Source organism: Serratia sp. HNCC26DJ244, assembly GCF_057180565.1.
The window spans coordinates 69,407-83,099 of record NZ_JBXUGO010000016.1; the positions used below are offsets into that span (position 1 = coordinate 69,407).

Consider the following 13,693-nt stretch of genomic DNA (forward strand, 5'->3'; position numbering starts at 1 on the left):
GCGCTAGAATCACTACTTGTTATGTTTGGCTTGGCCTGAAACGCTGGGATAATACCATAGCGTTCATCGGGTTGTTACAAGCAGGTGCTAATTAAGTGAACAATTTAGAACAAGAACAACCCACAAATGAGAGCACTCTCACAGGCTTGACCCAAGTCCCGATCTATCAACGGGGGCAACTCAGCACAATGCAGCAAGATTGGCTGGCGGAAGAGGTGCCGGTTGCACTGGTCTATAACGGTATTTCTCACGTAGTCATGATGTGCACCCCAAAAGATCTGGACGCATTCGCTCTGGGATTTTCCCTGTCAGAAGGCATTATCGATTCACCACGGGATATCTACAGTATAGAGATTAATCCCACCTGCAATGGCCTGGAAGTGCAAATAGAGCTCTCCAGCCGCCGTTTTGCCGGCTTGAAAGAACGGCGGCGCGCCATGGCAGGTCGTACCGGTTGCGGGGTTTGTGGCATCGAGCAGTTAGCGGACATCTTCCGCCCCGTCACACCGCTGCCCTTCACGCAAACCTTCTCCTTGGCCAATCTCGACCATGCCCTTGGGCAACTGCGCCAGGTGCAAAACGTTGGGCAAGTGACCGGTTGTACCCATGCCGCCAGTTGGATCTCGCCACAGGGTGAGTTATTGGGAGGGTGCGAAGACGTTGGCCGCCATGTGGCGCTGGACAAGATGCTCGGCATGCGCGCCAGACAAGGGTGGCAACAAGGGGCGATCCTGGTTTCCAGCCGAGCAAGCTATGAAATGGTGCAAAAATCTGCCATGTGTGGCGCCGAGATTTTATTTGTCGTCTCTGCCGCCACGTCACTGGCGGTGGAAATAGCAGAACGCAGCAATCTAACGCTGGTTGGCTTTAGTAAGCCTGGTCGGGCCACGGTGTTTACTCATCCGCAGCGCCTCACCGATTAATTGGAAGACTTTTCACGACGATGACGGAGGCCATCATGCATAACCCAGATGTTTACCTTGGTCCTATCCAACCCTATGAAGGTCGAACCAGTGCCATTGCTAAACGGCTGGTGGAAGGCGTAATAAACCTCACGCCATTAGGCCTGGAAGGGGATGAACAGGCAGAAAAAATTCACCATGGTGGCCCTGATCGTGCGCTATGCCACTACCCAAGAGAGCATTACGCCCATTGGCGTGATCAGTTCCCCACTCAGGCGGAGCAGTTCTGCGCCCCCGCCTTTGGCGAAAATATTTCTACTCTCGGTTTAACCGAACAAAACGTATTTATGGGGGATATTTTCCGGTGGGGTAAAGCATTGATTCAGGTAACGCAGCCACGTTCGCCTTGCTTCAAGCTCAACGACCATTTGGCTATCAATGATATCTCAGTATTAATGCAGCAAACTGGCCGCTGTGGTTGGCTATACCGCGTGGTTTCTGCTGGTACCGTCAGTGGTGATCAGCCGCTGGAACTGGTCGTGCGCAATAGCGATGTTTCCGTCGCGCAAGCCATCGGCATTGCCTGGCATATGCCATTTGACGAAGAGCAGTATCGTCGCCTACTGGCAGTCTCGGGGCTTTCCGCCAGTTGGAGCAAAACCCTAGTGGCTCGCATCACCCACGGAGCAATAGAAGATTTTAACTACCGTCTATTAGGTCACTCAGCAAACCAAAATATTGCCGTCTGATGAAGAACCTGGCTCTGCTACGCAGAGCCAGTCAAATTCAAAACGCTTTTTTGGCGTAGCCAGTAACCACTTTCAGCCCCATCTCACGGCCTAATGCCGTCATGGGATGCACCACGATCAGGCCTCGGGCACTTTTCTTCAATGCCCCCATATCAGCTTGCTCTTTCTTGGTAATTTCGCGGCTGAATGGTAATTGGCTCAACTTCTGTGCTTCTGTGCTCAGTTTTTCAACACGCACATTTTTCAAGCGCTCAATCTCTGCCGCCAGTTTCTCTTTTTCTTTGCTGTGTTGTGCAATCAGCTCTGGATTACCTCGTTGGATCACCAGAGTGTCTTTATGGTTCAAAGCATCCAGTTGGTCACTCAGGCGCTTAATCTCTGCCTTTTCTTTCTCTTTCATCTCGTTGGCCTGTTTTGTGTTATACCCAGGTTCATTCAAGTTGCTGGCCAGCATCTACTCCAAAGATTCTGAGTAGAATGCGGGATCACCAGCAACAGTCTCGAAGCCATTTATATTATGCTGTTGCAATAGTAGCACGAGTGCCAAAAATGCCGAAGAGTGGAGAAAACTCTCTATATCCTGGGCCTTTTTAGCCCCAATGCCGGCCAGTTTCTGCCATTGTGTCAGGGTCATCTGTTGCACCTGAGACCAACTTTGCAAATGCGTTAATTGGGATGAGGAAACGGGCATACCCAGCGCTATTAACCAACGGTGAAAAGGTTGCTGCCGAGCCAGACGGAATTGCTGGTAAAGAGCCTGTGCACGTTTCTCCCCCCAGCCGGGAACCTGATTGAGCGATTCGGGGGTTAAATCGAGCCAACTCAGCAAGCCATCCACCCGCCCCTGATCGATTAACGCCTGCCACCCCGCTTTACTCATCCCCCTGATATTCAGCCCATTTTCACTCCCTAGCCACACCAGGCGTGCCAGAAATTGCTGGTGACAACCGGGCTGCAAGCTAAAGCAACTCAATAGATGGTAATCCTGCTGCTTTGGCACCACCAAGGTGGCCCTTTCTACCGTGCGCCAGACCACACGGTTCACATGAGGGATACCATGCCCCATTAAACTGATAGCAACCTGATCGCCCGGCACAATATGCCACTTTTGCCACAGGGATAGAGAACCGACATTAACCCGCCGGATCAATTTATCGTCCATACGTAGCGGTTCTAACTGCAATACCACCGCGATTTTACCGGTGCGCCCCACCGCAAACTCCACGCCCTTAACCCTGGCCACTTGCTGTAGCGGAGGATATTTCCAGGCCGCGGCCCAATGACCGGGTTTGGCCTGCCAATAACGGCCCTGCGGTACTTTCCCCTGATGAATAACCACGCCATCAGTCACAAAGGGTAACGGGGCTTGATGCCAGAATGCCCGCCAGTGTTCTACTTCCTCGAATGAATTAACGGGTTTTGAATATTGTTGTGGGAGTACAAACCCCAGAGCAGCAAGTTGCTGTAAACGTTCTGCCATGGTTGCTGGGCCATCTGGCCACGCCCAAACGAACAAACCGAGCTGCTTCAATTGCTCATCAGGTGCGTTACGCATCAGCATCGCCGCCACCTTGGTGCGAGCATTGATCCCCCCTTGTGAATGCTGGCGATGCGCATTCACCTTTAAAAACAGCTCCCCTTGTAGTACCAGATCAACAGGAGCACCCGGTAAAACAGTGGGAACAGCAGGGATCGCCTTGACCTTTTCCAGCCAGTTTTCTCCCTTTTCGCCATTCCCTCGGCTAATGGCGCTAACCAGCCTACCTTGCTGATAGACTAGCGTAACCGCCACACCATCAATTTTGGGTTGTACCCAGACATCATGACGATCTTGCAGCCACTCCCTGACCGCCAAAGGATCAGATAATTTGCGCAGACCGGTTTGCGCCACCGGATGCCCTATTTTGCCTTCGGGTAACGGGAGTTTATGGTCTTCGGGTATGACCAAACCAGCGCAGTGCTGCCAATTTTTCCATTGCTGTTGTAAACCATCGTAGATTTCATCGTCGATAAGGCTATAGCCTTGTTGGTAATAAGCCTCATCCCAGAGTGCAAGTTGGTTATCCAACGCCTTTATTTCCAACTGCAACCGCTCTGGCGGCCATTCTGGACAGGGAGTTGCCCAGGCAATGGGGCACCCAACCGCCATCACTAGTAACATCCGGGTAATATAACGCCACATCCTGCACCTCCCGACGCCATTCAAGCCATGGTTGAACCTGCATCACTTTGAGTAAAGAGGGGAGTAAATACTCAATCATCTGTGTTAGCGAATCAGGAAAGTTCAGGATGCAAAGTGGTATCCAAAGAGAAGGGGTCCTTGCTGAAAACGGCGAAAATTTCTCGATCCCGCACGCGACTCGGTCATTTTCCCCTGTTTTCATCAGAAAGCTGTCGTCAAAATGACGACTGGCACTGCACAGGGCACATTAGCCGTGTATACTAAGCAGATAATTTATACTCATCGCACTCAAGTGAGTGAATCTGAGTATGCACATCCGCTGTAACTGGCTTATCAACCGCAATCAACGAACATCATCATGGCTCAAGGCATGCTTTATATTGTCTCTGCCCCCAGTGGCGCAGGGAAATCAAGTCTGATTCAGGCTTTGTTAAAAACGCAACCGCTCTATGACACGCAGGTTTCGGTTTCACACACTACGCGCGATAGTCGCCCGGGTGAAAATCACGGTGAACATTACTTTTTCGTCTCTAAAGACGAATTCCACCGTATGATTGAGCAGGATGAGTTTCTTGAACACGCACAAGTGTTCGGCAACTATTATGGCACCTCTCGTGCGGCCATTGAGCAAGTGTTGTCAACAGGGGTGGATGTCTTTCTGGATATTGACTGGCAAGGTGCTCAGCAGGTTCGCGCCAAAATGCCCCAGGCACGCAGCATCTTTATTCTGCCTCCATCCAAGGAGGAGTTGGGGAGACGTCTGCGCGGGCGCGGGCAGGATGCCGATGATGTCATCGCCAGGCGGATGGCACAAGCCGTTGCAGAAATGACGCATTATGCAGAGTATGATTATTTAATTGTGAATGACGATTTCGATCTGGCGCTATCGGATCTGAAAAACATTATTCGCGCCGAACGTCTGCGTTTAGGCCGCCAAATACTGCGGCATGACGCTTTAATCAGCAAATTATTGGCAGACTGAAGACAGTTTCAGTATTATGCCCAATCTTTTCGTCACCTGTGGAGTAGCACAAATATGGCACGCGTAACTGTTCAAGACGCTGTAGAGAAAATTGGTAACCGTTTTGACCTGGTGTTGGTCGCTGCTCGTCGGGCGCGTCAAATCCAGACCGGTGGTAAAGATGCTCTGGTACCTGAAGAGAATGATAAGTACACCGTTATCGCTCTGCGCGAAATCGAAGAAGGTCTGATCAACAATAAGATCCTTGATGTCCGTGAGCGCCAGGAGCAGCAAGAACAAGAAGCCGCAGAGATCCAAGCGGTGACCGCAATTGCTGAAGGTCGTCGTTAATTAGACTGCGAGTCTGCCTTGTATCTGTTTGAAAGCCTGAATCAACTGATTCAACGTTACTTGCCTGAGGAGCAGATTAAGCAGCTCGGGCAGGCCTATCTAGTTGCACGTGATGCTCACGAGGGGCAGACACGCTCCAGTGGTGAGCCCTATATCACCCACCCCGTTGCTGTGGCCTGTATTCTGGCAGAAATGCGCCTCGACCATGAGACGCTAATGGCCGCGCTATTGCACGATGTCATTGAAGATACCTCTGCCACTTATCAGGACATGGAACAACTGTTCGGCAAAAGCGTTGCCGAACTGGTTGAAGGGGTGTCCAAACTGGATAAGTTAAAATTCCAGAACAAGAAAGAAGCGCAGGCGGAAAACTTCCGCAAAATGATCATGGCGATGGTGCAGGATATTCGTGTCGTGCTGATCAAACTGGCAGACCGTACCCACAACATGCGCACCCTAGGTTCACTACGCCCAGACAAACGGCGGCGCATCGCCCGTGAAACACTGGAAATTTATAGTCCTCTGGCTCACCGCCTGGGGATCCACCACCTGAAAACCGAACTGGAAGAGTTGGGTTTTGAAGCGCTGTACCCGAACCGCTATCGGGTCATCAAAGAAGTGGTGAAATCCGCCCGGGGTAACCGTAAAGAGATGATCCAGAAAATCCTCTCTGAAATCGAAGGGCGTTTGACCGAAGCTGGTATTCCCTGCCGGGTTAGTGGGCGGGAAAAACACCTCTACTCCATCTACTGCAAGATGCACCTGAAAGAGCAGCGGTTCCATTCCATTATGGATATCTATGCTTTCCGGGTGATCGTGAAAGAAGTAGACACCTGTTACCGGGTGCTAGGACAGGCACACAGCCTGTATAAACCGCGCCCTGGTCGGGTCAAAGACTATATCGCCATCCCCAAGGCTAACGGCTATCAATCACTGCATACTTCATTAATCGGCCCACATGGTGTGCCGGTTGAGGTGCAAATCCGTACCGAAGATATGGAGCAGATGGCTGAGATGGGGGTTGCTGCGCACTGGGCTTATAAGGAAAAAGGCGAATCTACCGGCACGACGGCACAAATCCGTGCCCAACGCTGGATGCAGAGCTTACTTGAGCTACAACAGAGTGCAGGCAGTTCGTTTGAATTTATTGAAAGTGTAAAATCCGATCTTTTCCCAGATGAAATTTACGTTTTCACGCCAGAAGGCCGTATTGTTGAATTACCCGCCGGAGCGACCCCGGTAGACTTCGCCTACGCAGTGCATACCGATATCGGTCATGCTTGTGTCGGTGCACGGGTTGATCGCCAGCCCTATCCATTATCGCAATCCCTGCACAGTGGTCAGACCGTCGAGGTGATTACCGCGCCCGGTGCTCGGCCTAATGCCGCTTGGTTGAATTTTGTTGTCAGTTCAAAAGCGCGGGCGAAAATCCGCCAGATGCTGAAAAACCTCAAGCGCGATGATTCCGTCAGTCTGGGGCGTCGTTTGCTTAACCATGCGCTCGGTGGCAGTCGCAAACTGGCTGAAGTGCCACAAGAAAATATCCAGCATGAACTGGAGCGCATGAAACTGGCTACCCTGGACGATCTCCTGGCTGAAATTGGCCTCGGTAATGCAATGAGCGTGGTAGTGGCAAAGAATCTGCAAGGGGATCACTCCAGCTTGGGCATTTTTTCCAACAACGTGCGCAATCTATCCATTAAAGGTGCCGATGGCGTCTTGATCACCTTTGCCAAATGCTGCCGACCGATTCCTGGTGATCCAATTATTGCTCATGTCAGCCCAGGCAAAGGTTTGGTGATCCACCATGAATCCTGCCGCAATATCCGTGGCTACCAGAAAGAACCGGAAAAGTTCATGGCGGTCGAGTGGGATATGAAGGCTGAGCAGGAGTTTATTGCAGAAATCAAGGTAGACATGTTCAACCATCAAGGTGCATTGGCCAGCCTGACCGCCGCTATCAATGCTGCCGGCTCGAACATTCAAAGCCTGAATACTGAAGAGCGAGATGGCCGGGTCTACAGCGCTTTTATCCGTTTAACCACGCGTGATCGCGTCCATTTGGCAAATATTATGCGCAAGATCCGTATTATGCCGGATGTGATTAAAGTTACCCGTAATAGAAACTAGCGCTTATGAGCCCTGAACGCTATGCGCGGATTCGTCAAATGCTGGCTACTCGGCAGCCTGATCTGACCATCTGCCTGGAACAGGTTCACAAACCCCATAACGTCTCCGCGATTATACGGACTGCCGATGCCGTTGGCGTGCACCAGTTGCATGCCATCTGGCCTACCCCGCGCATGCGAACCCTGGTTTCCTCAGCCGCTGGCAGTAACAGTTGGGTCAATATAAAAACTCACCCCTCGATTAATCAGGCCGTTTCACAGCTAAAAGGTCAGGGGATGCAAATCCTGGCAACTCACCTGTCAGACCGTGCTGTTGATTTCCGTGAAATAGACTATACACGCCCAACCTGCATACTGCTGGGGCAGGAAAAAACCGGCATTACTGAACAGGCGCTGGCCTTGGCTGATCAGGACATCATCATCCCCATGATCGGTATGGTGCAGTCTTTAAATGTCTCTGTGGCTGCAGCATTGATTCTGTATGAAGCGCAGCGACAACGGCAAAATGCCGGTTTGTATCACCGTGAACAGAGTGCATTGGATGCGCAAGAGCAACAACGCTTGCTGTTTGAGGGTGGGTATCCCGTGTTGGCCAATGTGGCTAAACGCAAAGGGCTACCGCGCCCACATATTGACGAACAGGGCCAGGTGGTTGCCAGCGCTGAATGGTGGGCAACCATGCAGGCGACAACGGTACGCCGATGAAAGGCCAACTGCTGGATACCATCCCTATTACCACCCTCTCTGGTGTGGGGGCCAGTCAGGCAAAAAAGCTCGCCAAAATTGGCTTGCACACCCTTCAGGACTTACTACTCCATCTGCCATTGCGCTATGAAGACCGTACCCGACTCTATCTGATTAACGCGCTGCTACCGGGTCTTTTTGCCACGGTGGAAGGGGAGATCCTGCGTTGTGATATCAGTTTTGGTCGACGCCGTATGTTGGTTTGCCAGATCAGTGATGGCAGCGGCATCCTGACCATGCGCTTTTTCAATTTCAATGCGGCAATGAAGAACAGCCTGGCGATTGGTCGCCGCATAACCGCCTACGGTGAAGTAAAACGCGGCGCTCATGGGGCAGAAATCATTCATCCGGAATACCGTATTCAGGGTGAAAAAAGTGACGTTGAACTGCAAGAGGCACTGACACCGGTTTATTCCACTACGGAAGGTGTTCGCCAGGCCACACTACGGAAGTTAACTGATCAGGCATTGGAACAACTGGATACCTGCGCCATTGCTGAGCTATTACCGGCAGAATTGAGTCACGGTTTAGTCAGTCTGCCGCAGGCGCTACATACTCTGCACCGCCCACCACCTGATATTCAACTAATTGATTTGGAACAGGGTAAACACCCCGCACAAAAACGCCTGATCCTCGAAGAGTTATTGGCACACAACCTTAGCATGCTGGCAGTACGTGCCGGGGCACAAAGTTACCTGGCCCCTTCACTGGCACCAGATGACCGGTTGAAACAAGCGTTCCTCGCCCAACTCCCCTTTTCACCGACCAATGCACAAAACAGAGTCGTGGCAGATATCGAAGCCGATATGCAAAAAGGCTTTCCGATGATGCGTTTGGTACAAGGTGATGTCGGTTCAGGTAAAACGCTGGTTGCCGCGCTGGCTGCCTTGCGAGCCATCGTCCATGGTAAACAAGTGGCACTGATGGCACCGACGGAATTGCTGGCTGAACAACATGCCAATAATTTTCGCCAATGGTTTGAACCATTAGGCATCGAAGTCGGCTGGCTGGCAGGAAAGCAGAAAGGCAAGGCACGTCTTGCTCAACAACAAGCCATTGCCAGCGGTCAGGTAATGATGGTGGTCGGTACCCATGCCATTTTTCAGCAGCAGGTGCAGTTTAATGGCCTAGCCTTGGTGATTATTGATGAACAACACCGCTTTGGTGTACACCAGCGGCTGGCATTGTGGGAAAAGGGCGAAGAGCAAGGGTTCCACGCCCATCAGTTGATTATGACGGCCACCCCCATCCCACGCACGCTGGCGATGACGGCCTATGCCGACCTCGATACCTCAATCATTGATGAACTCCCCCCAGGCCGTACCCCGGTAACCACCGTGGCCATCCCTGATACGCGCCGCGCTGATATTATCGAGCGGGTAAAAAACGCCTGTATCAAGGAAGGCCGCCAAGCCTATTGGGTCTGTACACTGATTGAAGAGTCAGACTTACTGGAAGCCCAGGCGGCAGAGGCCACTTGGCAAGAGTTGCAAACTGCCCTGCCAGAACTGAAAGTTGCACTGGTACATGGCCGGATGAAAGCCCAAGAAAAGCAAGCGGTGATGCAGGCATTCAAACAGGGTGAATTACAGCTATTAGTGGCCACCACCGTGATTGAAGTTGGTGTCGATGTTCCCAACGCCAGTTTGATGATTATTGAAAACCCGGAAAGGCTGGGTTTGGCACAGCTTCACCAATTACGTGGCCGTGTTGGTCGTGGCGCTATCGCCTCACACTGTGTGCTGCTTTATAAAACCCCACTGAGCAAAACTGCCCAGAAACGCCTACAAGTCCTGCGTGACAGTAATGATGGGTTTGTCATTGCTCAGCAAGATTTAGAGATTCGCGGGCCTGGTGAATTACTCGGCACCCGTCAAACCGGGAGTATGGCGTTCAAAGTCGCCGAGTTGTTGCGTGATCAGCACATAATCCCGGAAGTTCAACGCGTTGCACGCCATATTCACCAACACTATCCACAACATGCTCTCGCCCTGATTGAACGCTGGCTACCGGAAACCACCCGTTATTCCAATGCCTAGTAATAACAGGATGCCGTGGTCCAACGGCAACTTGAGCACATTTAGGCGCTGTTATGACAGGCGTTACCATAACAGCGTAACTAGGGTTATGGCTGTGCCGGCAATGGCTGTTCCGGTAATGGCTGTTCCGGTAATGGTTGTTCCGGTAATGGCTGTCCCGGTAATGGCTGTCCCGGCAATGGTTGTTCCGGTAATGGCTGTCCCGGTAATGGCTGTTCCGGCGATGGCTGTTCCGGCAATGGCTGTCCCGGCAATGGCTGTTCCGGCGATGGCTGTCCCGGCAATGGCTGTTCCGGTAATGATTTTTCCGGCAATGATTGCTCCAGGGTTTGCCCTTCTTTATTGAGCGCCTGTAAATGCCCCTGTAATGAAGCCTTGAATGGCCCATCGCCGTTAAGTAACCCTTTCAACTCTAATTGCAGATTACCATCACCTTCCAATGGAACCGGTTGCCATCCCCATTGCTGTAACGTATTTAAAGGCACTGAACGGCCATTAAAGGAGAGGGTAAACGGCTTACCAGGGAGCTGACTGATGCTGGCCTTAGCCTCTAACAAACCCTCCGGCATAAAGGCGCTCAACTCAGTCACATTGATTTGTTGAGCATCAGCCTGCAGCGTCAAAGAGGGGCGTCGAATATCGACCTTATTGAAAGTGGCATCACTCCCATTGAGTTGTAACGAGCCAGACCAGATTCCCCACTGGTGATCACGGGCTAATAGCAAGTTGTTACCAGAACCATCCAATGCCGTGATCTGGAAAGGAAAATCAGGATTGATATCAATGAGCAGATTACGATTAGTGGTCATCTTGCCGACATAGACTTCAGCTAACCAATCGGGTAATGGCCGCAACCACAACCCACGCCAGTTAATCGGCAAAGTATATTCTAGTGCCGCTACCGCCAACTCATCCAACTGCAAACGTTTATTCGCCCGTAACCAGTTGCCGGAGGTACGCAATAATCCCCCCTCCCAACGGGTGGTGAATTGTTGAATGGTAATACCCGCCGTAGAGAGAGTCATGCTCATAATCGGGTCGATTAAATGAAACTTGCCATTAATAATATCCCCCGCATTAAAGTTGAGCGAACCCTCTTGGCTACTCCAGTCACCTTGCTTAAAAGTGATATTTTGTAACGATAGGTCGAGATCGTTAACCGCCCACTCTTTCCCTTCCAAACGTGCATCGATTAAATCAAAGCGCTTCACTGTCACCGGAGGCAGCACCTTGAAATGCTCGCCGAACTGTTTCAATGTTAACGGGACTTGCAGGCGTACATTGCTTAGGCGCAAACTCTCCACCAACCAACTGCCATCGGCGGCACGGCTAGCCACCCCGGTGAGGTCGCCTTGGGACAGATCGGCACCAAAATTATTCAGCATCAACTGATTTTGCCTGATTTCACCCTGTACCAATACCCGTGAGGCAGGAATACCGTTCAATACCATTGAACCCGCGCTAACCTGAAATTGGTTATTTTCACCGAATAAATAGCCGGTTTTAGGTTGCCATGGATTGATACCGCCATTGACCGCCTGGGCGTTAAACTGCCAGCTATTATGGTTGAATTGCAGTGCCATATTGCTTAATTGCAATACCTCCGCCTGAATGGGTAATGAGACCCCCTGTTGCGGCAGTACATTGAGGGAACCATCCCGTAGTGTCACACTGGCAAAAAAACCAGGCTCAGTGATTTGTCGTGAGCTAAATACCAGATCTACCTGCTTGGCCGCCAGCGTCTGTGGTTGGTTGGCTTGAGCGAAGGTCACACCTTCCAAGCTGATTTGCCCCGGATGATTCCAGGAGTGCGAGATTTTCTCTACCGACAGGCGATACCCACTGTTATCACTGACCCAACGGCTCAACCAGCCTGCAGCCCAATGAGTTTGGCCCAAAAGGTAAATCACTACCACGGCAAGCACAATCAGTAGCAGGAAAGTCAGCAACAGTTTTCTGATAAATTTCATCGTGCGGATCCGTAGAGGTGAGAAAAGATACCCTGTTTATGCCGCAATTAGCTCGTCAGCTCAAGAGTCGTGATGAAAAGGGTAATAAAAAACGGCCGCAAGTAAAGTACTTGCGGCCGTTTTATACCAGATTGCCGTATTTATTTCTCTGGTGGGAACAGCAAATTCAGCGTAATCGCCGTTAGACCACCGGCGGCAATACCGGAAGAAAGTAGGGTTTTCAACCAGTCAGGTGCAAATTGCAGAATCAATGGCTGTTGGGAAACCCCCATACCGACGGCGAGTGATAGCGCCATAATCATCACCGCCCGACGATTCAGGGGTTCACGAGAAACGATACGAACACCGGAAGCAGCAATGGTGCCAAACATCACAATGGTCGCGCCACCCAGCACAGGTTCAGGAATATTCTGCACAAAACCGGCAACGGCCGGGAATAACCCCAAGCCAATCAGCATCAGTGCCACAAAAAAGCCGACATAGCGGCTGGCGACACCCGTCAGTTGGATCACGCCATTATTCTGACCAAAACAGGAATTAGGGAAAGTATTGAATACCGCCGATAACATTGAATTCAAGCCATTGGCCAACACGCCCCCTTTCAGGCGCTTCATATAAAGTGGGCCACTAACCGGTTGTTCAGAAACGTCAGAGGTGGCGGTAATATCCCCAATGGTTTCCAGTGACGTCACCATAAAAATCAACATCAATGGTAACAGCAGGTTCCAGTCAAATCCCAAACCGTAATAGAGCGGTGTCGGAATGGAAATGACGGCGGTTTGAGCGACCGGCTGAGTTTCCGGTAGCATACCCATGGCCCAGGCCAGCAGATAACCTACCACCATCGCAATCACCAAAGCAGCGATACGCAGATAAGCATTACGTTGACGGTTAAGTAGAATAATCACCGCCAGTACCGAACCCGCCAGCAACAGATTCTTTGGCTCACCGAAGGTATTCGCTTCCATCGCTGCGTAGCCACCGCCAATAGAGGTTAAACCGACCTGAATCAACGATAGGCCGATGATCATCACCACAATGCCAGAAACTAACGGGGTAATGATACGGCGCGCCAAATGCAGCACCCGGGACAGTAGGATTTCGGTACATGATGCCACCATCAAGGTACCAAACAGGGCTGCCATCATGGTAGGGATATCTGCCCCACCATTTTTCAACGCCAAGCCACCCATAATCAGTGGCGAGACAAAGTTAAAGCTGGTGCCCTGAATAGATAACAAGCCAGAACCGATTGGCCCCCAGGTTTTGATTTGTAAAATAGAAGCCAACCCGGAAGCAAACAGTGACATGCTGACAATATGCTGAGTATCTTGTGCTGGCAGGCCAAGTGCCTGGCAGATCAACAACGCTGGGGTGATCACCGCCACAAACATGGCTAGCAGATGTTGGCCGGCAGCAAACAACGTTTGTGGCAGGGGGGGACGATCTTCCAGGTGATAAATCAGCTCACTAGTGCGTGGGCCGTTTGTCGATGCGGTTGCTGTAGCATCAAGTTCGGCAGAGTGGGTGGTCATGGTGTCGCATTCCAAGAAACAGAAAAGAACGTATTTTAATGATCCTTGTCACAAAAGCAAACGGTTGCGCACTTCTGTTTTTATACCAATAATTTTATTGATGTCGCATTTTTATTCATTTTTCCTTGTAT

At 51.1% G+C, this 13,693-nt stretch carries 10 protein-coding genes and 1 pseudogene; 7 read left to right on the forward strand and 4 right to left on the reverse strand.

Features of this window, described 5'->3' with window-relative positions:
* Window positions 1-146: 146 nt before the first annotated feature.
* Both fdhD and yiiM read left to right on the forward strand, forming a co-directional pair.
* Complete coding sequence (fdhD, locus tag AC2A06_RS13425) at window positions 147-923, forward strand: formate dehydrogenase accessory sulfurtransferase FdhD (RefSeq protein WP_484380633.1); 777 nt, start codon at window positions 147-149, stop codon at window positions 921-923.
* Window positions 924-958: 35 nt separating this feature from the next.
* On the forward strand, window positions 959-1,651 hold the full coding sequence (yiiM, locus tag AC2A06_RS13430) for a 6-hydroxyaminopurine reductase (protein WP_484380621.1): 693 nt from the start codon (window positions 959-961) through the stop codon (window positions 1,649-1,651).
* Between the two features lie 37 nt (window positions 1,652-1,688).
* On the opposite strand, the gene AC2A06_RS13435 is transcribed toward yiiM, so the two are convergent.
* Together AC2A06_RS13435 and ligB are read right to left on the reverse strand one after the other, a co-directional pair.
* Window positions 1,689-2,051 carry a YibL family ribosome-associated protein gene (locus AC2A06_RS13435; RefSeq protein WP_484380634.1) on the reverse strand — a complete coding sequence of 121 codons (363 nt, stop codon included), beginning with the start codon at window positions 2,049-2,051 and terminating at the stop codon, window positions 1,689-1,691.
* Between the two features lie 54 nt (window positions 2,052-2,105).
* Window positions 2,106-3,833 carry an NAD-dependent DNA ligase LigB gene (gene ligB / locus AC2A06_RS13440; protein WP_484380622.1) on the reverse strand — a complete coding sequence of 576 codons (1,728 nt, stop codon included), beginning with the start codon at window positions 3,831-3,833 and terminating at the stop codon, window positions 2,106-2,108.
* A 358-nt stretch (window positions 3,834-4,191) separates the two neighbouring features.
* Between ligB and gmk the strand changes: the two genes are divergently transcribed.
* The 5 genes from gmk to recG are packed head-to-tail and all read left to right on the forward strand — an operon-like array spanning window position 4,192 to window position 10,057.
* Window positions 4,192-4,815 (forward strand): guanylate kinase, encoded by a 624-nt coding sequence (gene gmk / locus AC2A06_RS13445; RefSeq protein ID WP_473196483.1) that lies wholly within the window; start codon window positions 4,192-4,194, stop codon window positions 4,813-4,815.
* Between the two features lie 54 nt (window positions 4,816-4,869).
* Window positions 4,870-5,145 (forward strand): DNA-directed RNA polymerase subunit omega, encoded by a 276-nt coding sequence (gene rpoZ / locus AC2A06_RS13450; protein ID WP_023490388.1) that lies wholly within the window; start codon window positions 4,870-4,872, stop codon window positions 5,143-5,145.
* An 18-nt stretch (window positions 5,146-5,163) separates the two neighbouring features.
* The gene (gene spoT / locus AC2A06_RS13455; protein WP_023490389.1) at window positions 5,164-7,275 is read left to right on the forward strand and encodes a bifunctional GTP diphosphokinase/guanosine-3',5'-bis pyrophosphate 3'-pyrophosphohydrolase; all 2,112 of its coding nucleotides are present in this window, start codon (window positions 5,164-5,166) and stop codon (window positions 7,273-7,275) included.
* A 5-nt stretch (window positions 7,276-7,280) separates the two neighbouring features.
* A complete protein-coding gene (trmH, locus tag AC2A06_RS13460; protein WP_473196482.1) occupies window positions 7,281-7,979 on the forward strand; it encodes a tRNA (guanosine(18)-2'-O)-methyltransferase TrmH in 699 nt (232 codons plus the stop codon).
* On the forward strand, window positions 7,976-10,057 hold the full coding sequence (recG, locus tag AC2A06_RS13465; protein WP_484380635.1) for an ATP-dependent DNA helicase RecG: 2,082 nt from the start codon (window positions 7,976-7,978) through the stop codon (window positions 10,055-10,057). The genes trmH and recG overlap by 4 nt, the downstream gene beginning before the upstream one ends.
* Before the next feature lie 308 nt (window positions 10,058-10,365).
* On the opposite strand, the pseudogene AC2A06_RS13470 reads toward recG, so the two are convergent.
* Window positions 10,366-12,027: pseudogene (locus AC2A06_RS13470) on the reverse strand (AsmA family protein); the annotation flags it as partial.
* Window positions 12,028-12,167: 140 nt separating this feature from the next.
* A complete protein-coding gene (locus AC2A06_RS13475; RefSeq protein WP_023490393.1) occupies window positions 12,168-13,562 on the reverse strand; it encodes a uracil-xanthine permease family protein in 1,395 nt (464 codons plus the stop codon).
* Between the last annotated feature and the right edge of the window lie 131 nt (window positions 13,563-13,693).

Bases quoted from the DNA above. Each gene is read 5' to 3' on its own strand.
- AC2A06_RS13435 (WP_484380634.1), bottom strand. From the start codon at position 2,051: ATGAAAGAGAAAGAAAAGGCAGAGATTAAGCGCCTGAGTGACCAACTG.
- recG (WP_484380635.1), top strand. From the start codon at position 7,976: ATGAAAGGCCAACTGCTGGATACCATCCCTATTACCACCCTCTCTGGT.
- rpoZ (WP_023490388.1), top strand. From the start codon at position 4,870: ATGGCACGCGTAACTGTTCAAGACGCTGTAGAGAAAATTGGTAACCGT.
- AC2A06_RS13475 (WP_023490393.1), bottom strand. From the start codon at position 13,562: ATGACCACCCACTCTGCCGAACTTGATGCTACAGCAACCGCATCGACA.
- ligB (WP_484380622.1), bottom strand. From the start codon at position 3,833: ATGTGGCGTTATATTACCCGGATGTTACTAGTGATGGCGGTTGGGTGC.
- yiiM (WP_484380621.1), top strand. From the start codon at position 959: ATGCATAACCCAGATGTTTACCTTGGTCCTATCCAACCCTATGAAGGT.
- gmk (WP_473196483.1), top strand. From the start codon at position 4,192: ATGGCTCAAGGCATGCTTTATATTGTCTCTGCCCCCAGTGGCGCAGGG.
- trmH (WP_473196482.1), top strand. From the start codon at position 7,281: ATGAGCCCTGAACGCTATGCGCGGATTCGTCAAATGCTGGCTACTCGG.